14 protein-coding genes are annotated in these 20,391 nt (G+C 68.7%); 7 read left to right on the top strand and 7 right to left on the bottom strand.

The window, feature by feature from the left end; translation table 11 throughout:
* Positions 1–129: 129 nt before the first annotated feature.
* Together M4V62_RS14595 and M4V62_RS14590 are read left to right on the top strand one after the other, a co-directional pair.
* Positions 130–1,311, top strand: a complete 1,182-nt coding sequence (locus tag M4V62_RS14595) for a UDP-N-acetylglucosamine--N-acetylmuramyl-(pentapeptide) pyrophosphoryl-undecaprenol N-acetylglucosamine transferase (protein ID WP_249587688.1) — start codon at positions 130–132, stop codon at positions 1,309–1,311.
* A complete protein-coding gene (locus M4V62_RS14590; protein WP_249587687.1) occupies positions 1,308–2,324 on the top strand; it encodes an SDR family NAD(P)-dependent oxidoreductase in 1,017 nt (338 codons plus the stop codon). Before M4V62_RS14595 ends, M4V62_RS14590 begins: the two co-directional genes overlap by 4 nt.
* Positions 2,325–2,685: 361 nt before the next feature.
* On the opposite strand, the gene M4V62_RS14585 is transcribed toward M4V62_RS14590, so the two are convergent.
* Positions 2,686–3,342, bottom strand: coding sequence for a TetR/AcrR family transcriptional regulator (locus M4V62_RS14585; protein WP_249587686.1), 657 nt, complete (start codon positions 3,340–3,342; stop codon positions 2,686–2,688).
* Between the two features lie 409 nt (positions 3,343–3,751).
* On the opposite strand from M4V62_RS14585, the gene M4V62_RS14580 reads away from it, so the two are divergent.
* The 4 genes from M4V62_RS14580 to M4V62_RS14565 all read left to right on the top strand — a co-directional run bounded on the left by M4V62_RS14580 (position 3,752) and on the right by M4V62_RS14565 (position 8,021).
* Entirely contained in the window at positions 3,752–4,738 is a 987-nt protein-coding gene (locus M4V62_RS14580; protein WP_249587685.1) for a tetratricopeptide repeat protein, read from the top strand.
* Positions 4,739–5,366: 628 nt separating this feature from the next.
* A complete protein-coding gene (locus tag M4V62_RS14575; protein WP_249587684.1) occupies positions 5,367–5,984 on the top strand; it encodes a DUF6230 family protein in 618 nt (205 codons plus the stop codon).
* A gap of 143 nt (positions 5,985–6,127) precedes the next feature.
* Positions 6,128–6,682, top strand: coding sequence for a DUF6114 domain-containing protein (locus tag M4V62_RS14570; protein WP_249587683.1), 555 nt, complete (start codon positions 6,128–6,130; stop codon positions 6,680–6,682).
* Positions 6,672–8,021, top strand: coding sequence for a hypothetical protein (locus M4V62_RS14565; RefSeq protein ID WP_249587682.1), 1,350 nt, complete (start codon positions 6,672–6,674; stop codon positions 8,019–8,021). The genes M4V62_RS14570 and M4V62_RS14565 overlap by 11 nt, the downstream gene beginning before the upstream one ends.
* Positions 8,022–8,155: 134 nt before the next feature.
* On the opposite strand, the gene pyk is transcribed toward M4V62_RS14565, so the two are convergent.
* From pyk to pta, 3 genes are all read right to left on the bottom strand, one after another.
* Positions 8,156–9,586: a pyruvate kinase gene (gene pyk / locus M4V62_RS14560; RefSeq protein WP_249587681.1), complete on the bottom strand. Its 1,431-nt coding sequence runs from the start codon at positions 9,584–9,586 to the stop codon at positions 8,156–8,158.
* 111 nt (positions 9,587–9,697) lie between these two features.
* A complete protein-coding gene (locus tag M4V62_RS14555; protein ID WP_425575225.1) occupies positions 9,698–10,936 on the bottom strand; it encodes an acetate kinase in 1,239 nt (412 codons plus the stop codon).
* 18 nt (positions 10,937–10,954) lie between these two features.
* Entirely contained in the window at positions 10,955–13,039 is a 2,085-nt protein-coding gene (gene pta / locus M4V62_RS14550; RefSeq protein ID WP_249587679.1) for a phosphate acetyltransferase, read from the bottom strand.
* 312 nt (positions 13,040–13,351) lie between these two features.
* Here pta and M4V62_RS14545 point away from each other — a divergent pair, with 312 nt between their 5' ends.
* Positions 13,352–14,377, top strand: coding sequence for a 6-phosphofructokinase (locus tag M4V62_RS14545; protein WP_249587678.1), 1,026 nt, complete (start codon positions 13,352–13,354; stop codon positions 14,375–14,377).
* Positions 14,378–14,439: 62 nt separating this feature from the next.
* Here M4V62_RS14545 and M4V62_RS14540 read toward each other — a convergent pair whose 3' ends face one another.
* The 3 genes from M4V62_RS14540 to M4V62_RS14530 all read right to left on the bottom strand — a co-directional run bounded on the left by M4V62_RS14540 (position 14,440) and on the right by M4V62_RS14530 (position 20,355).
* A complete protein-coding gene (locus M4V62_RS14540) occupies positions 14,440–15,180 on the bottom strand; it encodes a helix-turn-helix domain-containing protein (RefSeq protein ID WP_249587677.1) in 741 nt (246 codons plus the stop codon).
* Positions 15,181–15,397: 217 nt separating this feature from the next.
* Entirely contained in the window at positions 15,398–15,871 is a 474-nt protein-coding gene (locus tag M4V62_RS14535) for a hypothetical protein (protein WP_249587676.1), read from the bottom strand.
* The gene (locus tag M4V62_RS14530; protein WP_344646383.1) at positions 15,868–20,355 is read right to left on the bottom strand and encodes an RHS repeat-associated core domain-containing protein; all 4,488 of its coding nucleotides are present in this window, start codon (positions 20,353–20,355) and stop codon (positions 15,868–15,870) included. The genes M4V62_RS14535 and M4V62_RS14530 overlap by 4 nt, the downstream gene beginning before the upstream one ends.
* Positions 20,356–20,391: the final 36 nt, after the last annotated feature.

The raw sequence follows: 20,391 nt of genomic DNA, 5'->3' as shown, positions 1-20,391 counted from the left end.
GGACCTGCCTGGGTGCGACGGGGGCGGCCTGGCTGCCCGCAGGGCGAGCTCCTCGGAGATCTCATGGTCCAAAGGTGCCAAACGCGGCTCTTAAAACCCTCTTAGACCTGCTCGTGATGCTCCATTGCCATGCGAACACCCGATATGCGATCTCCCGAGTCAGGGGCCCGTGCCCCTCTCTCCGTCGTCATCGGCGCGGGCGGCACCGGTGGACACATCTATCCCGGGCTCGCCCTCGCCGACGCCCTGCGCCGTGCCGTGCCGGGCGCGGTCGTCTCCTTCGTCGGTACGCAGCGAGGTCTTGAGACCCGGCTGATACCGGACGCCGGGTACCGCCTGCACACCGTCGACATGATCCCCTTCGACCCGTCGCTCGGCGCCAAGCGGTATCTCCTGCCCGCCGCCCTGGTGAAGTCCGGCGCCCAGTGCCGGGCGATCCTGCGGGCGCAGGGCGCGCAGGTCGCCGTCGGGATGGGCGGCTATCCCAGCGCTCCCGTCATCGTCGGCGCCAGGATGGCCGGTCTTCCGAGCCTCATCCACGAGTCCAACGCCGTCCCCGGCCGCGCCAACCGGTTCGCGGCCCGCCTCACCCCGAACATCGCGGTGGCCTTCGACCGCAGCCGGGAGCATCTGCCGGGCGGCGAGCGCGCGTACACCACCGGGATGCCCATCGCGGCGCCGCTCGCCGTGCTCGACCGCAGGGCGCTGCGGGCCGAGGCCCGCCGGGAGTTCGGGGTGCCGGACGGGGCCCGGATGCTGCTCTTCAACGGCGGCAGTCTCGGCGCGGCCCGTCTCACCGAGGCGGCGGTGGGGCTCGCGGCGAGCTGGCGGCACCGCTCCGACGTCCATCTGCTGATCAAGACGGGGCCCGCAGCGCTCGACGAGACGCGGCGGCGGCTCGTGGAGTCGGGCGGGGACGCGGTCGCCAAGGCCGTGCCCTATCTCGACCGGATGGACCTCGCGTACGCCGCGGCCGACCTGGTGGTCTGCCGTGCCGGTTCGGCGACGGTGGCCGAACTCGCGGCCACCGGGGTCCCCGCCGTCCTGGTCCCCTACCCGCACGCACCCGGCGACCACCAGACGCACAACGCGCGGGTCCTCTCCGACGCGGGCGCGGGCCTGCTCCTGCCCGACGGCGAGACGACGGCGGCGCGGCTCGCCGAGCTCGTCGGGCCGCTCCTTGCCGATCCGGCGCGGCTCGCCGCGATGAGCGGGGCGGCCGATCCGGGCACGCATGCGCACGCCGCCGATCTGCTCGCCGAGCGGGTCATCCAACTCACCCACCACACAGCGCACTTGGAGTACGCATGAGTACGAGTACGAGCAGTAACAGCACCTTCGGCTGGGCCGGTCGCACGGTCCTCGTCACCGGGGCCGAGGGCTTCATCGGCTCGACGCTCGTCGACCTGCTCCTGGAGCAGGGCGCGAAGGTCCGCGCCTTCGTGCACTACAAGCCGTACGCGGAGAAGGGCCACCTCGCGCATCTCCTCGGGGACCCGCGGGTCGAGATGCTCGCGGGCGACGTACGGGACGCGGGGCGTGTGATGGACGCGGTGGAGGGCTGCGACACGGTCTTCCATCTGGCCGCGCTGATCGGGATCCCGTACTCGTACGACTCCCCGGGGGCGTACGTCCAGACGAACGTCGTCGGCACGGAGAACGTGGCGGAGGCGTGCCGGCGGCATGTGGTGCGGCGGCTCGTTCACACGTCGACGAGCGAGGTGTACGGGACGGCGCTGACCGCCCCCATCTCGGAGGAGCACCCGCTCCAGCCGCAATCTCCCTACTCCGCGTCGAAGATAGGCGCCGACATGATGGCGCTGTCGCACTGGCACGCCTTCGAGCTGCCGGTGACGGTGGTGCGCCCCTTCAACACGTATGGTCCGCGGCAGTCGGCCCGCGCGGTGATCCCCACGATCCTTGCCCAACTGCACTCCGGGGCGCGGGAGATCAAGCTGGGCTCGCTCACGCCGACGCGTGACTTCACGTACGTGACGGACACCGCGCGGGGTTTCATGGCGCTGGCGGAGTGCGAGGCGGCCGTGGGCCACGCGGTGAACCTGGGAGTGGGGCAGGAGATCTCGATCGGCGACCTGGCGGAGGCGCTGATCGAGGCGTCGGGGCGTGCGGCGAAGGTGGTCGTGGACCCGGCGCGGCTGCGTCCCTCGGGCAGCGAGGTCCAGCGGCTTCTGTCGGACAACTCCCGGGCGAGAGAGTGGGCCGGGTGGACTCCGGAGGTCTCCTTGGCGGAGGGCCTGAAGCGGACGTCGGAGTGGGTCGCGGAAAACCTCCGCCTCTTCGCGGCGGAGCGGTACCAGGTCTGAGGGTCACCTGCGGTGGGCTGGAGCAGTGCCTTCCTCTGACCGGTGGTTCGCCGCTGCGCGGCGCCCTTCCCGCCCACCCACCCGATTGCCCCGGGTCTTATGGGCGGGCTTCGGGGCTTGGCTGGTGACCTCGGCGTGCGGATCAGTTCGCCGCTGCGCGGCGGATTCCCCCACCCGCCCGCCCGATTGCCCGGCGGTGTGTGCTGCGGGGTGATCGGGTGGGTGGGTGGGGGGGACTCGCCGCGAAGCGGCGGCTCAGGGTTTGTTGCAGCCGCAGGCACGCTGCCCCGCAGGGCGGAGGAAGCCGTGGCCCGGGGTCAGCCGCAGTCGCAGGCACGCTGCCCCCGCAGGGGGGGTGACGTCAGGGGGTGGTGGAGGCCTCCGGCCCGGCCGCTGCCGCTGCCGCGGCCAAACCGCCCAGCAAGAGCAACGTGAAGCGCGCGGCCCAGTCCTCGTCGACCGGCTCCGCGCTGACCAGGGCGCGGTGCACCACCGCTCCGGCGATCACGTCGAAGATGAGGTCCGCCGTCCGCCCGGCAGCGGCGGGGTCCGGCTCCGGAGGGAGTTCGCCCCGCTCCTGCGCCCGCTTCCGCCCCGCGAGGACAAGCCGCTTCTGGCGGTTCACGATCGACGTACGGATCCGCTCCCGCAGCGGTTCGTCCGACGTCGACTCCGCCACCACCGCCATCAGCGCCGTTTTCGTCTCGGGACGGCCGAGCAGCGCCGCGAACTGGAGCACCACACCCTCGATGTCCGCCGCGAGGCTGCCGCGGTCCGGCAGCTCCAGCTCGTCGAACAGCTCCGCCACCGCGTCCACGACCAGCTCGCTCTTGCCCGCCCAGCGCCGGTACAGCGTCGTCTTGGCGACCCCCGCGCGCGTGGCGACATCGCCGAGCGTCAGCTTGGACCAGCCCAGTTCGACCAGGGCCTGGCGGGTCGACTCCAGGATCGCGGTGTCCGCCGCGGCGTTGCGGGGGCGGCCGCCGGTGCGGGCGTGAGGGGGGATGCGGCTCTGCATCCCGTGACCATACCGGCCAGTACGGAAGAGGCCGGAGCGGCGGCCGAGTGAGGCAGATCACCGAAGTTCGCGCAGGTCCGCCTCCCGCACGGCAGCGCACGGCAGTTACGCTACGACTCGTAGCGAAAGAGATGTGGGCGGGACGAACGGCAATTCCTCCTCGGCGCCCACGCTCCTTCGCCGAGCGGCAACCAGCGACACAGCACAGCGGCAAAGCACAGCAACACAGCACAGCAACACAGCACGGCGACAACCACAGCAGCGGCACCGGCACGGGGTGGGGACCCCGCGCCACAACCATCGGTCCTCCTCGGGACCTTGGCGCCACGGCCGTCCGCGGCCCCGCAATCCGGCGGGGGGGGGCTCCGGACGGGCGCGGTTCCCGCACGGCTTGGGGGAGGATGTACTCATGCAGCCACGGAACATGTCCATGAGCGGAGTCGTCGACCTCGCCGCCGTGAAGGCGGCCCAGGAGGCCAAGGCGAAGGCGGAGCAGGCGCGCGCCGAAGCGGCCAGGCAGGGCGGGGGCGCGGTCCCCGCGGTCTCCCCGTCGAGCCTCGTCATCGACGTCGACGAGGCGGGCTTCGAGCGCGAGGTCCTCCAGCGCTCCACCGAAGTGCCCGTAGTCATCGACTTCTGGGCCGAGTGGTGCGAGCCGTGCAAGCAGCTGAGCCCGCTGCTCGAAGGCCTCGCGCGGGAGTACAACGGCCGCTTCGTCCTCGCCAAGATCGACGTAGACGCCAATCAGATGCTGATGCAGCAGTTCGGGGTCCAGGGGATCCCGGCCGTCTTCGCGGTGGTGGCCGGACAGGCCCTGCCGCTCTTCCAGGGCGCCGCACCGGTGGAGCAGATCCGCCAGACCCTGGACCAGCTGATCCAGGTCGGCGAGGAGCGCTTCGGTCTCACCGGTCTCGCCGTCGACGCGGACGCCCAGGGCGGGGAGCAGCAGGAAGCCCCCGTCGCCGAGGTGCCCGCCGGTCCGTACGACGCCCTGCTCGAAGCCGCCGTCCAGGCGCTGGACGCGGGCGACTTGGCCGGCGCCGTGCAGGCCTACCGCAATGTGCTGAGCGACGACCCGGGCAACACGGAGGCCAAGCTCGGCCTCGCCCAGGCCGAACTGCTGCAGCGTGTCCAGGGTCTGGACGCGCAGCAGGTCCGCAAGGACGCCGCCGACCGTCCCGGCGATGTGGCCGCGCAGATCGCCGCCGCCGACCTCGACCTGGTGGGCGGTCATGTGGAGGACGCGTTCGGGCGGCTCATCGAGGCGGTCCGGCGTACGGCGGGCGAGGACCGGGACGCCGCGCGCGTGCGGCTGCTCGAACTCCTCGAAGTGGTCGGCTCGGACGACCCGCGGGTGACCGCGGCGCGCACGCAGCTCGCACGGGTGCTCTTCTGACACAGCCGTACGGCCACTCCGTGCGCCAGGCTGTTCGACCCCTCGCGAGCCGTTCGCTGACCAGTCGTTAAACACTGGGGCTTGTGATGCCCGAGTGAAAAAATCGCTTCCAAGGCGTCACAGTGGCCGCGCTTTACCAAATCTTGGTAAACGCGGCCACTGTTACTTGGAGTAAGCCCAGGCCAGCCTTCTGTCCTGTTGTGCCCTTCAACATCCCGGTCTGTTCCTGGTCATGGGGACACCGTCTGTGGCCGACCGATACCGCGCGGTCGTGGTTCGGTTATCGCGCCGTTACTAGCCAGTAACGAACCCCCTTGTGCGGGGGCCGAGAATGCACCACGATCGGCGACGCTCGGTCCAATAACCCGCAGCCCGAAAGCCAGTCGGGAGCGGGGTTTCTGGGTCCCCACCGAGCAGGCCGGAGACACCCCGTCACCGGTCTTGGACAGGGGGGTCTCTGCCATCCGGCAGGGCCTGTCCGGCAGGTTGTGCGTGTCGCGTGCGACCAGTGGTTGTCGCTCGGGGGTGATCTCCCGAGGACGTAGCGCTTCTCCCATCCCTGCCCGGCTGAGCCGCCCGAACGGCAGCAGCCAGGGCCGGAGATGTACGTCCGAGAAGGAGGAAAGTCATGGAGTCCGTGGCTCGTGGCGGAACCAGATGGAAGCGGTTCGCCGTAGTCATGGTGCCGAGCGTCGCGGCGACTGCCGCGATAGGCGTGGCCCTTTCGCAGGGTGCACTCGCGGCATCGTTCAGTGTGTCCGGTCAGCAGTTCAAGGTGACTGCCAAGCAGCTCGACGGTACGGGATTCGTCCAGTACGGGGCGCTTGACAGCGGCAAGTCGGGTAACCACCCGGTCGCCGTCGTCGGCCTCAACTCGGCCAAGATCACCAACCTGTGTCAGTCCGTCGTCGTTCCGGTCCCCGTCTTCGGCGATGTGTCGATGACCCTCAAGGCCGGCGGCGAGGGCGGCCCGAGGGTCGAGGCGAAGAAGCTCTACATCGACGCCGATGACCTGAAGGCGGATGCGACGTTCACCAACGTCGACATCGGTGTCTCGATCGACCAGACCACCAAGGGTCCCGGCCCGTCGAAGGGCGACAAGTACGCCCCGGACTCGTTCGCGCAGCAGGCTGACAAGGTGCGGTTCACCGACGTCAAGCAGCGCGCGTGGGCGACCACCGCCGGCACCTTCAAGCTCTCCGGTCTGGCCATGTCGGTCAAGAAGGGCAAGCACGAGTGCTACTGAGGCAATTGATGCCTTGACAGCGGTACTTGTTGCGCAGCACGGCCGGGCGCGGGGGCGCGACGGAATCTTGACCTCACACCGTCCCCGTGCCCGAATCCGCAGCACACACAGAACCAACGCCATTCCCCGAGGAGCTGTACGACATGAGCGCCGAAGCGCAAGTGGGACTGGGCGACAAGCTCGGTCGGATGCGCCAATCGTTCCGAGGGTGGCGCGGTCAGCGCCCGTTCTGGGGTGGTCTGCTGACATTGCTCGGCGGCATCCCGATCATGTACTTCCCGTACGCGAACCTCACGCTCGGCACGATGACGATCCGGATGGCGACGACCGCCGGTGCCGGCTCGCTGATCATCGGCGTCCTGCTTGTCGTGCTCGGCCTGACCATGTGGTTCCAGCCGCATTCCCGGATCTTCGCGGGTGTCGCGGCGATTCTGCTCGCCCTGGTCTCTCTGGTGGTCTCCAACTTCGGCGGCTTCGTCATCGGCTTCCTGCTCGCCCTGCTCGGCGGTGCCCTCGGCATCTCCTGGGCGGCGGACAAGCCCGCGAAGGGATCCGCGAAGGGACGGGCCGACAGGTCCGACGACGGGGCGCCGGAGCCCGCGGCCGCGGGGGCCGCGAACGGGGTGAGCGGCACTACGGACGATCTGTCAGGAACGAGCCCGGACAACGGGACGAACGGGAGGCACCGTGCCGGCTGACGAGGTGCACCAACTGGACTCCGCGGGTGAGCCCCGCGTGAGATCCGGGCCGCGCCACGCGGCACCCAGAAAGCCGCTCCTCACCCGCCTGCACGTGCCGGCGGGCAAGGCGATAGCCATCGCGGCCATGCCGACCGCCGTCCTCATGGGCATGGGCCTGACCCCCCAGCTCGCGCAGGCCAAGCCGCTGCCGAAGAACCCCTTCCAGGACGGCCCGTGCGTCACGGCGCCGGACGATGCATCCGAGGCCACCAAGGACGCAGAGAAGGAAGCCGACGAGGCTGCCGCTCAGAAGGCGGAGAAGGAGAAGGCCGAGCAGGCGGAGAAGGACGCCGCCGAGAAGGCCGACAAGAGCGGCAAGGACGACTCCGGCGAGGCCACCGCCGAGCCGACGCCCTCGCCCTCCGCCGGTGACGACGCGGGCTCGGACGGCGACAAGGCCGAGCCGGATTCGTCCGCTTCGAAGGACGACGAGGCCGACAAGGCCGAAGAGCCTGCTCCGGAGCCCTCCGAGACCAAGAACCCGCTGGACCCGCTGGGCGTCGGTCCCGCTCTCAAGGACCTCTTCACGCCCGACGAGAAGGAATCCGCGAGCCCCACGCCGACCCCCTCCGCCTCGGAGGAGGCCGAGTCTTCGGAGTCCGCCGAGGACACGGCGAAGGACACCGTCGACGACGTCACCAAGCCCGTCAAGGACACGGTCGACGGAGTCACTGACGGCGTCAAGGACGGTGCCGACAAGGCCGAGGACACGGTCGACAAGGCCAAGGAAGAGGCCGAGAAGGCAGCTGAAGAGGCTGCCGACAAGGCCGAGGCCGAGGAGTCCGCGGACCCGATGGCACCGGACGAGAACGGCAAGAAGCCGTTCCCGTGCGTGGTCGAGAAGAAGGTCGACGGAAAGGCCGAGCAGACGCCCGCGCCGATCCCGAACCAGCCGTGGAACCTGGAAGCAAGCTCGCTGACCCTCAAGGGCGCGGACTACCAGGGGGTCGTGAACCTGACGATGCCCAACGGCCAGTCCAAGCAGGCACTGAAGTACGTCGTCCAGAACACGGACATCGGCGACCTGCACCAGATCGTCGAGGGCCCGGCCGGCAAGAAGTACCACGTCCAGGCCGAGAAGGGCTCCACGTCCACGATCCGTGGCGGGGAGACGACGATGTACACCGAGTCGATCTCCGGCAAGCTCTTCGGCCTGATCCCGATCACGTTCGACCCGGAGCACCCGCCGCCCCTGAACATCCCGCTGATCTACTTCACGGACGTGAAGGTCAAGCAGGCGGGCCAGTTCGGCGGCAACCTGCACGTACCCGGCCTGAGCCAGACGATCACCGACTGACCGTCCTGCGATCAGCCGCCGGTCATCAAGACCCCACCGGGAGCTCAAACCCCACCGGGAGCCGCACAAGCGCTGAGGGCGCCCCCTGAACCAGGGGGCGCCCTCAGTGTCGTACCAGGTCGTACGGAGGAACCTCAGTCGCGCTCTCCGCCGCCCAGGTGGTGCACCCGGACCATGTTGGTGGTGCCGGGGACGCCGGGGGGCGAACCGGCCGTGATGACCACGGTGTCGCCGTCGTTGAAGCGGTTGAGACGGACCAGCTCGGCGTCGACGAGCTCGACCATCGCGTCGGTGTTGTCGACGTGCGGCACGACGTACGAGTCCACGCCCCAGCTCAGGGTGAGCTGGTTGCGGGTGGCCTGGTCGGTGGTGAAGGCCAGGATCGGCTGGGCCGCGCGGTAGCGGGACAGCCGGCGGGCCGTGTCACCGGACTGCGTGAAGGCGATCAGCGCCTCGCCGCCCAGGAAGTCCGCGATCTCGCACGCGGCACGGGCCACCGAACCACCCTGCGTACGCGGCTTCTTGCCGGGCACGAGCGGCTGCAACCCCTTGGCGAGCAGCTCCTCCTCGGCCGCGACGACGATCTTCGACATCGTCTTGACGGTCTCGATCGGGTAGGCGCCCACGGACGACTCGGCGGAGAGCATGACCGCGTCCGCGCCGTCCAGGATCGCGTTGGCGACATCCGACGCCTCGGCGCGCGTGGGGCGCGAGTTGGTGATCATCGACTCCATCATCTGGGTCGCGACGATCACCGGCTTGGCGTTGCGGCGGCACATCTCCACGAGGCGCTTCTGCACCATCGGGACCTTCTCGAGCGGGTACTCGACGGCCAGGTCACCACGGGCGACCATGACGGCGTCGAAGGCCGCGACGACGCCCTCCATGTTGTCGACGGCCTGCGGCTTCTCCACCTTGGCGATGACGGGGACCCGGCGGCCCTCCTCGTCCATCACCTTGTGGACGTCCTTGACGTCGCCGGCGTCGCGCACGAAGGACAGGGCGACCATGTCGCAGCCCATCTTCAGGGCGAAGCGCAGGTCCTCGACGTCCTTCTCGGAGAGCGCGGGCACGTTCACGGCCGCGCCGGGCAGGTTGATGCCCTTGTGGTCGGAGATGACACCGCCCTCGACGACGATCGTCTTCACGCGCGGGCCGTCGACCTCGACGACGCGCAGCTCGACGTTGCCGTCGTTGATCAGGACCTGGTCGCCCTTGGAGACGTCTCCGGGCAGGCCCTTGTAGGTGGTGCCGCAGATGGACTTGTCGCCGGGGACGTCCTCGGTGGTGATGGTGAACTCGTCACCGCGCACCAGCTCGACGGGTCCCTCGGCGAAGGTCTCCAGACGGATCTTCGGACCCTGCAGGTCGGCGAGGACGCCGACGGCACGGCCGGTCTTGTCGGCAGCGGCACGGACACGGTCGTACCGGCCCTGGTGCTCGGCGTGCGTGCCGTGGCTGAAGTTGAAGCGGGCCACATTCATGCCGGCTTCGATCAGCGAGACGAGCTGCTCTTCGGAGTCGACGGCGGGGCCCAGCGTGCAGACGATTTTGGAACGGCGCATGGGGGCGATCCTATCGGTTTGTTTCGCTTCGGAATATTCCGTCTGGTGGAATCTACAAATGGGCGGAAGGGCGCTCAGGCGTTGCGGTAATGAATTGCTGATGTATTGCGTTTATGACGGGTTTCCGACCAGTGCGTAGGTCTGCCGCGCGATCTCCAGCTCCTCGTCCGTGGGGACGACGGCGACCGCGACCCGTGCGTACTCCGGTGAGATCAGCCGAGCCTCGTCGGAACGTACAGCGTTGAGTTCTCCGTCGACCGCGAGCCCCAGCTCCTCCAGACCCGCGACGGCAGCCTCCCGCACCGGCGCCGCGTTCTCACCGACCCCCGCCGTGAACGCGATGGCGTCCACCCGGCCGAGCACCGCGTAGTAGGCGCCGATGTACTTCTTCAGACGGTGGATGTAGATGTCGAAGGCGAGCGCGGCAGCCTCGTCGCCCTCGTCGATACGGCGCCGGATCTCCCGCATGTCGTTGTCGCCGCAGAGACCGACCAGACCGCTCTTCTTGTTGAGCAGGGTGTCGACCTCGTCGATCGACATCCCGCCGACGCGGGCCAGGTGGAAGACGACCGCCGGATCCACGTCACCGGAACGGGTACCCATCACGAGCCCCTCAAGCGGCGTGAGCCCCATCGAGGTCTCCACGCACCTGCCGCCCCGTACCGCGCTCGCGGAGGCGCCGTTGCCCAGGTGCAGCACGATGACGTTCATGTCCTCGGGCGCCTTGCCGAGCAGCCCGGCGGTCTCGCGGGACACGTACGCGTGCGACGTCCCGTGGAAGCCGTAGCGCCGCACGCGGTGCTGGTCGGCGGTGGCCACGTCGATCGCGTAGCGGGCCGCCGACTCCGGCATCGTCGTGTGGAACGCCGTGTCGAAGACGGCGACCTGGGGGAGGTCGGGGCGCAGCGCCTGGGCCGTGCGGATCCCGGTGATGTTGGCCGGGTTGTGCAGCGGGGCCACCGGGACGAGCCGCTGGATCTCCGCGAGCACCTCGTCCGTGACGACCGTCGGCGCGGTGAACTTCAGGCCGCCGTGCACCACGCGGTGACCGATCGCGGCCAGCTCGGGGGAGTCCAGGCCGAGCCCGTCCGCGGTCAGCTCGGCGGAGACCGCCTTCAGGGCGGCCTCGTGGTCGGCGATCGGCTCCTCGCGCTCACGCTCCTCGCCGCCGCCCGTCAGCGGGGTGTGCTTGAGCCGCGAGGTCTCCTCGCCGATGCGCTCGACCAGGCCGACCGCGAGACGGGAGCTGTCGCGCATGTCGAGCAACTGGTACTTCACCGACGAGGAGCCGGAGTTGAGGACGAGGACGCGGGTGGCGGTCACAGGAGGAATGCTTTCTGTAGACGTCATACGGGAGGTGCGGGACTGCTAGGCGGAGGTGGCCGGGCCGCCCTGGGCCTGGATCGCGGTGATCACGACGGTGTTCACGATGTCCTGCACGAGAGCGCCGCGGGACAGGTCGTTCACCGGCTTGCGCAGGCCCTGGAGGACCGGCCCGACGGCGATCGCGCCGGCCGAGCGCTGGACGGCCTTGTAGGTGTTGTTGCCGGTGTTCAGGTCCGGGAAGATCAGCACGCTCGCCTGGCCCGCGACCTCCGACTCGGGCAGCTTCGTCGCCGCGACCGAGGGCTCCACGGCGGCGTCGTACTGGATCGGCCCCTCGATCTTCAGGTCGCCGCGGCTCGCGCGCACCAGCTCGGTCGCCTCGCGCACCTTGTCGACGTCGGCGCCCGAACCCGACGTACCCGTCGAGTACGACAGCATCGCGATCCGCGGCTCCACACCGAACTGCTCGGCGGTGGCCGCCGCCTGGACGGCGATGTCGGCGAGCTGCTCGGCGTTCGGGTCCGGGTTCACGGCGCAGTCGCCGTAGACGAGCACCTTGTCGGCCAGGCACATGAAGAAGACGGAACTGACGATCGAGGCATCGGGCTTCGTCTTGATGATCTCGAAGGCGGGCCGGATGGTGGCGGCCGTGGAGTGAACAGAACCCGAAACCATGCCGTCGGCGAACCCTTCCTGCACCATCAGGGTGCCGAAGTAGTTCACGTCCGCGACGACGTCGTACGCGAGCTCGACGGTGACGCCCTTGTGGGCGCGCAGCTCGGCGTACTTGGTGGCGAAGGCGTCCCGCAGCTCCGAGGTCTGCGGGTCGATGACCTGCGAGTCGGCGAGGTCGATGCCGAGGTCCGCGGCCTTCTTGCGGATCTGTTCGGCGGGGCCGAGCAGCGTCAGGTCGCAGACACCGCGGCGCAGGAGCACGTCGGCGGCGCGCAGGACGCGCTCCTCGGTGCCTTCGGGAAGCACGACGCGGCGCTTGTCGGAGCGCGCCTGCTCCAGGAGCTTGTGCTCGAACATCATCGGCGTGACGCGGTCGCTGCTGGGGGCCTGTACGCGGCTGCGCAGCCCGGCCGTGTCCACGTACCGCTCGAAGAGACCGAGGGCCGTCTCCGCCTTGCGGGGCGTGGCGGCGTTCAACTTCCCCTCCAGGGCGAAGAGTTCACCCGCCGTGGGGAAGGAGCCGCCGGTCACGGCGATGACCGGGGTGCCCGGCGCGAGGCGGTCGGCGAGCTTCAGGATCGCCTCGCCTGGCTGTTCGTTGAGGGTGAGCAGGACGCCCGCGATGGGCGGCGTACCGGCGCTGTGCGCGGCGAGCGAGCCCACCACGAGGTCGGCGCGGTCGCCGGGGGTGACCACCAGGCAGCCCGGGGTCAGGGCGTTCAGGAAGTTCGGCAGCATCGCGCCGCCGAAGACGAAGTCGAGCGCGTCACGGGCCAGGCCCGCGTCGTCGCCGAGCACGACGCGGCCGCCGAGCGCGTGGGTGATCTGGGCGACCGTGGGGGCGGCGAGCGCGGGCTCGTCGGGCAGTACGTAGCTGGGCACGGGGAGGCCGGACGCGAGGCCCTCGTGGATCTCGTCGCGGTCGGCGGGCGCCACGCGGTTGGTGACCATCGCGAGGACGTCGCAGCCCAGGGACTCGTACGCGCGGTAGGCGTTGCGCGTCTCGGCGCGGACGGATTCGGCGGTCTGGTCCTTGCCGCCGACGACGGGTATCACCGACGCCCCGAACTCGTTGGCGAGGCGGGCGTTGAGGGAGAGCTCGTCCGGGAGCTGGGTGTCGGCGAAGTCCGTGCCGAGCACGAGGACGACCTCGTAGTCCCTGGCCACCCGGTGAAAACGGTCGACGAGCTGGGAGACCAGCTCGTCGGTGCCCTGCTCGGCCTGGATCGCGGAGGCCTCGTGGTAATCCATCCCGTACCCGGAGGCCGCGTCCTGCGCGAGCCGGTAGCGGGCCCGCAGGAGGTCGAAGAGCCGGTCGGGCCCGTCGTGGACCAGCGGACGGAAGACCCCCACCCGGTCGACCTGACGGGTCAGGAGCTCCATGACTCCCAGCTCGATGACCTGGCGGCCGTCGCCCCGGTCGATCCCGGTCACGTACACGCTGCGCGTCACGCGTGCTCTCCCCTTCTTCGCTGCGGTGTCCCTGCGCGCCCGGTGAGACCGGGCGAGGTGCCTCAGGGCCGGACAAATGACCCGATATGGTTGCCGTGCCCTCTTGACAATACCTCTGTGGCTGGCTAGGTCGCCCGCCGGACGAAAGGCCTCGTGGAGCGGGCCCAAAGGCCTCCTCCCCAGGACCGGACGGAACAGCCGTGAGCGGTGTCGCTCGGTGCGACGCTTGATGTGTGAGCGGCGACCGGTTCGCGGCCGTGGAACAATCAGACCGGCTCACAAGCATCAACAGCGAGCAGGAGACACAGCGCGATGCGTATCGGAATTCTCACCGCAGGCGGCGACTGCCCCGGCCTCAACGCAGTGATCCGGTCGGTCGTGCACCGAGCCGTGACGCACTACGGCGACGAGGTCATCGGCTTCGAGGACGGTTACGCCGGCCTGCTCGACGGCCGCTACCGCTCGCTCGGCCTGAACGAGGTCAGCGGCATCCTGGCCCGTGGCGGAACGATTCTCGGCTCATCGCGCCTGGAGCGCGACCGCTTCCGCGCGGCCTGCGAGGACGCGCCCGCGCTCGCCAAGGAGATCGGCTTCGACGTCCTGATCCCCATCGGCGGCGAGGGCACGCTCACGGCCGCGAAGATGCTGTCGGACGCGGGTCTGTCGGTGGTGGGCGTCCCGAAGACGATCGACAACGACATCTCGTCGACGGACCGCACCTTCGGCTTCGACACGGCGGTGGGCGTGGCCACCGAGGCGATGGACCGCCTCAAGACGACGGCCGAGTCCCACCAGCGCGTGATGGTGGTCGAGGTCATGGGCCGCCACGCGGGCTGGATCGCCCTGGAGTCGGGCATGGCGGGCGGAGCCCACGGCATCTGCCTCCCCGAGCGCCCCTTCGACCCCGCTGACCTGGTCAAACTGGTCGAGGAGCGGTTCTCGCGCGGCAAGAAGTTCGCGGTGATCTGCGTGGCCGAGGGCGCGCACCCGCAGGAGGGCACCATGAATTACGGTGTCGGCGCGATCGACCAGTTCGGCCACGAGCGCTTCCAGGGCATCGGTACGGCGCTCGCGTACGAACTGGAGACCCGCCTCGGCAAGGAGGCCAAGCCGGTCATCCTGGGCCACGTCCAGCGAGGCGGCACCCCGACGGCGTACGACCGCGTCCTGGCGACCCGCTTCGGCTGGCACGCGGTGGAGGCGGCGCACCGCCAGGACTTCGGCCGCATGACGGCGCTGCGGGGCACGGACATCACGATGGTGCCGCTGGCGGAGGCGGTCACCGAGCTGAAGACGGTGCCGAAGGACCGGATGGACGAGGCGGAGTCGGTCTTCTAGGGGCTTTTCGGCAGCGGCTTGAGCGGCTTGAGCGGCTTTTCGGCGGGCCGGGGGGAGGGTGATTACCCCCCGGTGCTGCTGCCGCCACCGCCTCCCGTCCCCCGGACCTGAGCCCAGAAATGCTCAAGGATCTTGTCCAGGAAGTCCCGCCCGGCACTCCCTGACGCATCGGCCCCGGCACCGCCGCCCCAGCTGAGCGTGCGCACCATGCGGGCCTGATAGTCGGCGTGCAGCTGCTGGAGCACGTCCTCAAGGTGCCGCTTCGGCACCGGCAGCATCTTGCTGACGGGCCGGACGTACCCCTGCCAGCGCGAGGTCACGGCGCTGCGCAGCAGCTCGGCGAGGTCGTCGGCGCGTCCGGTGACGGTGATGAAGTCGGGCAGGGGGAGCTGCAGCACCTCGGCGAGGGCGGCGGACTGCCGCTCGTTTCCGCGCCAGGTGTTGGTCTCCTCCATGCGCAGATACGCCTGGAGCTCGACCCCGGACCCGCGGGCCACGTCGTCGGGAGCGAGCCCCCGGGCGATCCGATGCTCGCGCAGGGTGGTCGCGGCGCCCATGAGCTCCCCCGGCGAGCACCACAACGTCCCGGCGAGGGCGGTGAGCTCGGCGGAAGTGGGCGAGGCGAGCCCGCGTTCCCAGGCGGCGATGGTCTCGGGGGTGATGTAGGAGAGCCCATAGCTCGCCCGCATCCCGTAGGCGACGTGCCCGTGCGCCATCCCCAGCGCCTCACGAAGGCGCCGGGCGGCGGGGAAGTTGAACGGGGGTGTGGGCTGGTGCGGCGGTTGGCTCGGTTGCACGGGCACACGGTATGGGTGCGGGGGGCTGGCGACTACGGTGCGTTCATACGAGGTTGCGGATTGGTGCGAAGCTACGGGGGTGGTCCTGACGTGTGAGCCGTCCTGCGGACGGTTCCCCAGAGGTGGAAGTTCGACTCCTCCAGATGCACGACCTACCCGAGCCGCCCGTCCTGGTCGACCCTGGAGTTCACGGGTGACGTCGAAGGGCGTGATCCAGTTCGGGTCATGTGCCCTGGATTTCCGCCCAGGTCGCGGTCAGGTCCGCACAGTGCACCGTGATCGTTGCGTCGGTCAGTTCGATCTCATGCACGATGCCACCCTCGTGTGGCAGAACTTCATCGAGCAGTACCGTGATCGCTGCCGTCCAGTCGATCGACGACTCATAGTCGACCGAGAAGTGCGAGACGTCGGCATACTCGATGCGCAGACCGGCGGAGTGCTTCCACTGGTTCGGCCGGAAGTCGAGGGATGCTGTGCCGGACCGGCCCGCGGTGGTCGTGGGCAGGGAGATCTCCGCGAGCTCCAGGTCTTTGACGCACCGTTCGCTTGCGTAGTCGTAATGTCCGGCGTCGGACGCGAAGGCCATTGCTCCTGACGGAAGTGCGTCCTTCAGCTCCGGCAGGACCGCCAGGTAGTCGCGTGCGTCAGTCCGGAAACCGCGTAGCTCGAGGTCCCAGTCGACCTTCACGTACCTCATCCACAGGATCCCTTCAGGCGGGGCCGCTTCCATTTGTCGCCGGAGACGTCTTCAGTACCACGAGGACCAATGCGCCCGGTTCTGCGCATGAACTTTACCGCCTCACCCTTGAGCCGGTTCTCCACGCTCTGCGGCACTTCTACATTGGAATCCAAGCGGTGCTTGTCGAACCACCCGTTACTTCCGTAGAGGCCGACCTCGCGGCCGTTCTTGTCGTATACGTGCATCTCGAAGTCCGTGGCATGTCCGATGTCAAAGGTGTCCATCCGCCCCCGGTACCCGTCGCTCAGGTTGATCGGGTCCTTCGGACCCCGGCGGGCAAGGCCTAGCGGGTCCTGCCAGGTCAGCGGATTCGGTACGTAGGCATGGTGATTGGGCGCTGGTTCCAGGCCGAGCGGATCAGCTGATACATACCGGGCAGCTTCCGGATCGTAATGCCGGGCATAGTTGTAATTAAGCCCGGATTCCGAGTCGTGGTATTGACCCGGGAAGCGCAGTGGGCACTCCACGTCCGTCGTGCCCTCGTGCGGAATTTCCACGCCCCAGAGCGTGGTGCGCGCCTGCCATGCGATATTGCCATCAGCAGTGACGAGTTCTGTGGGCGTGCCCACCAGATCGGTGACGATGGCGTGGAACCGCGCGTCGTAGTCGGCTTGGGAGTGGTCGGTCTGGACCAGGGGACGGTGAGAGTCCGGCTCGTAGTCCCAGGTCGTCACCGTGCCATCGGTGGCGGTCCGCTCCGCCAGAATGCTGCCGTCCCAAGCGAATTCGGTCCGCTCCATGACCATCCCGTCGGCATCCAATAGATGCTTGGCGATGCGACGTCCCAAGGGGTCGTACAGATATCGCCAGGCCGCTCCGCCTGGAGTCGTCACACCGATGAGCCGGTCCTCGGCATCCCAGGTGTATCGCCACACCTGCCGCTGCCCGTTGAGGAGGCGGCGGCTGCGGCGAACGAGCCGTCCCTGGACGTCGTGCTGGTGACGGACACGTCCGGACCGATGCATGAGAGTCCCGGTGGCCTCCCAGGAGCCGGTACTCTCCGCGGCCGTGGTGTCGGAGTTGCTGCGCATGGCTGCCGCGGGGGTCACTTCGGCGTGGCTGAGATTGCCCGCGCTGTCATACGCGTATCGCTCGGTCCAGTCGCCGCTGTACACACCTGTGACCCGGCCGACTGCGTCGAGGTCGAAACGCCGACTGCTCGCATCCGACCCGCGGATCTCCTTGAGCTGTGCGTCGGCCCTGTAGGCGTATGTGCGGCGTCGCAGGACACGCTCGGTCGCGTCGGAGCGCGTGCTGATCGTCTGGTCGGCAAGCCGGCCGACGGCATCCCAGCTCTGAGCGAGTGTGACCCCTTCACCGTAGTGGCGACTCGTCTCGTATCCGGCGGAGTTGTGCTGGAACTCCATCCGGTGACGGCCCAGCACAAGCACCGTCGGCCGGTCGGCCGCGTCGTACTCCCACCGGGAGACTTTTCCGGACGGTGTGCTGCGAGTCGTCCGCCGTCCGGCAAGGTCGTAGGTGTACGACATCACCTCACCGTTCACGCTCTCGCGCACGACCTGGCCCTGTGCGTCGTAGGTCAGCTCGACCGATGCATCCCGATTGGTGGCACGGGTCAGACGGCCGTAGGCGTCGTAACTGTATGAGGTGACCGTGTCGTCGTCCGCCTGTGCCACCAGGGTCTGGCCGAAGACGTCCCGCTCGTAGCGGATGAACTCGCCCGCACCATTTGTACGTGAAGTGAGCCGACCCGATGCGTCGTGTGTGTAGGTGAGGGAACGCCCGTTGAAATCGTTCTCGGCAACGAGACGCCCAGCCGCATCGAATTCGTAACGCCAGGAAAGCTGCTGCGGGTTGACCACGGAAGTCAGCTGTAGCTCGGTGTCATACGTGAAGGTGTGGACCGTGCCGTCGGGGTCTTGCCGGCTCGTCGGCAAAGCGAAGTGCGTGTAGGCATGTTGCGTGGTGTGACCGGCTGGATCGACGTACTTGAGGATGTTGCCCTCGCCGTCCCACTCCCAGGACTCGACCGAGCCATTCGCCAATTCGCGTCGCGCGATGAGACCCTCGACCGTCCATGTCAGGCGGGTGACAGCGCCGGAAGGATCGGTGACGGTGCAGATCCGGCCGAAGGCGTCGCGTTCGGCCTCGGTTGTCTGTCCAAGCGGATCGGTGATCGCCACCGTAAGCCCGGCGGAATCACACACAGCGCGTTGGACCCTGCCCAGGGGATCGGTGACGGAGACCGGACGCCCCGCCTCGTCGTACGTGAAGTGTGTCTCGGCGCCCACCGGGTCGGTCACCGTCAGCCGGTTGCCGCGCTCGTCATAGGAGTGGTGCCAGACCAGGCCGTCGTGATCGGTGATGGTCAGCGGCTGGTGCAGTTCGTTGAAGACCGCAGTGGCGGCATTGCCGTCAGGCTGCGTGACCTTGGTCAGGTTCCCGGCCTCGTCGTATGCGTACCGGGTGGTGTGCCCGAGCGGGTCGGTCCACGACAGGAGCTGGTCACGGCTGTTCCACGCCGTGCGCGTGGTGTTCTCCAGCGGGTCGGTCTCGGCAGTGAGTTGCAGCCGTTCGCTGTACTCGTACCGGGTGGTGTGGCCGAGCGAGTCCGTGTAGAGGGTGGTGCGGTTATCAGTGTCGTAGTTGATGGTGCAGTCGAGGAAGCCGTCAGCGCCTTCGCCCTGTATGCAGCGGTCCTGGTCGTCGTAGGTGAATCGGTACCAGGAGCTGTTGCGGTCGGTCCAGGAGGTGATTCGGGCACGGTCGTCGTAGTTCAGCTGGTACGGCGTTTCGCTCGAGTTGTAGATCTCGGCGAGGTGACCTTCGGTGTTGTACTGATAGCGGACCAGTTCGGTGCTGGTGTCCTCAGGCCCAGGGGTGTGCAGCCGCAGACCTGTGATGCGGTCGCCGCCGGTTTCGACGCGCAGGTGGTATCCGCCGGAGTGCCGCACTGCCGTGGGCGCGCCGGACGCATCGCGCTCGAATGTCACCCGGTGGCCGTTGCGGTCACTGATCGCAGCGAGCGGCAGGACGGCGGGACCGTCGGTCGGTGGAATGCCCGGCAGGGGCATGAAGTGGCGGGTACGCCCGGTGACAGAGTCGCTGATCCGTATCTCCCCGCTTGCATCGCCGTCCCAGTTCAGTGGCCACAGTGGCCCTTCGACGGGCAGAATCGGCGTGCCGGGTCGCGGCACCGGATAAGTGAGGATCATGCCGTCCTCGGAGGCGAACAACACGCCCGCGCTGTCGATTTCCAGCCGCTCGTCGAGGGTGGACGCCCAGGAGTCCCCGTACCACTGGCCCCACCTGTAGGTGGACAGATGAGTACGCCGCAGGATCAGCGGAAGCAGCCCAGGCAACTCGACGTCGGTCTGCTCCATGAGCATTTCGCCGGAGACCATGTCGATGGGGTCGCCGTTCTTGCAGCGGCCCTTGGCCGGCTTGCTCTTGGCAAGGGCGTCGTCCGCGCCGCGCCGTAGCCCGCCCTTGCCGAGGCCCTTGAGCCCGGCCTTGAGGCCCTTCATGCCCTTGGCGAGGCCGCGGAGGCTGGTGAGGGCCTTCATGCCGGGGATGCAGTCGAGGGCGGCGAAGGCGACGTCGAGTAGGCCCGCTTCCCCGTTGGCGTATTTGTGGAGGGTGTCGGCGAGGACGACGAGGGCGGCGATGAGGACGATGGCGCCCAGGATCGGGCCACCGATGATCATGGCGATGATGCCGAGTACGGCGACGACGACCTTGCAGACGGCGACGATGGTGTCCCAGTTGTCGGTGACCCAGTCCCCGACCTCCTCCCACCACTTGCGATTCTGAATACCCGCGTCGGAAGCGTCTTCCAGCTTCTTCTTCGCGGTCCCGGCGGCGTCCTGGCGCATCTTGCGGGCGTCCTCGGCCATCTTCTTGGCGGCATCGAGGTTGCTTTTCGCGGCGGAGACGTCCGACTTGGCCGCCGTCTGCGCTTTTTCGGCGGAGTTGGCGTTGCGGGTGGCGGCCTTGACCTTGTCCGGGTCCGGCTTGGGGACGTCCTTGCCGGAGTCTTTGTCGTCCTTGTACTTGTCGGCTTCCTTGCCCGCCTTGTCCATCCAGGAGTCGGCGGAGGTCAGCCGGGTCTGGGCGGAGGACAGATCGCCCTGCGCCTCACGGCCCTTGACCAGGGCCTTGTCGGCGAGGGCCTGGGCGCGTTCCAGCTCGGGCCAGTAGGTGGAGAGGGCGTCGCCGGCCATCTCGTAGCTCTTCTTGAGCTTCCTCAGCTTGCCCGGCGCGTCCTCGAACTCCGCCGTGAAGGACTCCGCCGTCTTGCCCGCCCAGGTGAGGATGGCGTCCTCACCCGCCATCCCCTTGATGTCACGAAGAACCTTCGACACGTCGTCGGCGAAGTCATGCAGATTCTTCGCCAGGTTCCGCACCCGGTCCGGATCGCCGGGCGTCGGATCCTTGTCCAGGTCCAGGACATGCCAGTCTGCTGGGCGGTTGCCCCCCACTTCGTAACCCCCGTCACGTTCAACACTTCAAGCACC

This window comes from Streptomyces durmitorensis, assembly GCF_023498005.1.
In the GTDB taxonomy this organism is placed as follows: Bacteria; Actinomycetota; Actinomycetes; order Streptomycetales; family Streptomycetaceae; genus Streptomyces; species Streptomyces durmitorensis.
Note: the sequence above shows the minus strand (reverse complement) of the source record. Positions and strands in the feature narration are given on the sequence as shown.

Coding starts and splice junctions, on each gene's coding strand:
- M4V62_RS14555 (WP_425575225.1), bottom strand. CDS start 10,936: ATGACGTCTACAGAAAGCATTCCTCCTGTGACCGCCACCCGCGTCCTC.
- M4V62_RS14590 (WP_249587687.1), top strand. CDS start 1,308: ATGAGTACGAGTACGAGCAGTAACAGCACCTTCGGCTGGGCCGGTCGC.
- M4V62_RS14580 (WP_249587685.1), top strand. CDS start 3,752: ATGCAGCCACGGAACATGTCCATGAGCGGAGTCGTCGACCTCGCCGCC.
- M4V62_RS14535 (WP_249587676.1), bottom strand. CDS start 15,871: ATGAGGTACGTGAAGGTCGACTGGGACCTCGAGCTACGCGGTTTCCGG.
- M4V62_RS14570 (WP_249587683.1), top strand. CDS start 6,128: ATGAGCGCCGAAGCGCAAGTGGGACTGGGCGACAAGCTCGGTCGGATG.
- M4V62_RS14575 (WP_249587684.1), top strand. CDS start 5,367: ATGGAGTCCGTGGCTCGTGGCGGAACCAGATGGAAGCGGTTCGCCGTA.
- M4V62_RS14545 (WP_249587678.1), top strand. CDS start 13,352: ATGCGTATCGGAATTCTCACCGCAGGCGGCGACTGCCCCGGCCTCAAC.
- pyk (WP_249587681.1), bottom strand. CDS start 9,586: ATGCGCCGTTCCAAAATCGTCTGCACGCTGGGCCCCGCCGTCGACTCC.
- M4V62_RS14595 (WP_249587688.1), top strand. CDS start 130: ATGCGAACACCCGATATGCGATCTCCCGAGTCAGGGGCCCGTGCCCCT.
- M4V62_RS14585 (WP_249587686.1), bottom strand. CDS start 3,342: ATGCAGAGCCGCATCCCCCCTCACGCCCGCACCGGCGGCCGCCCCCGC.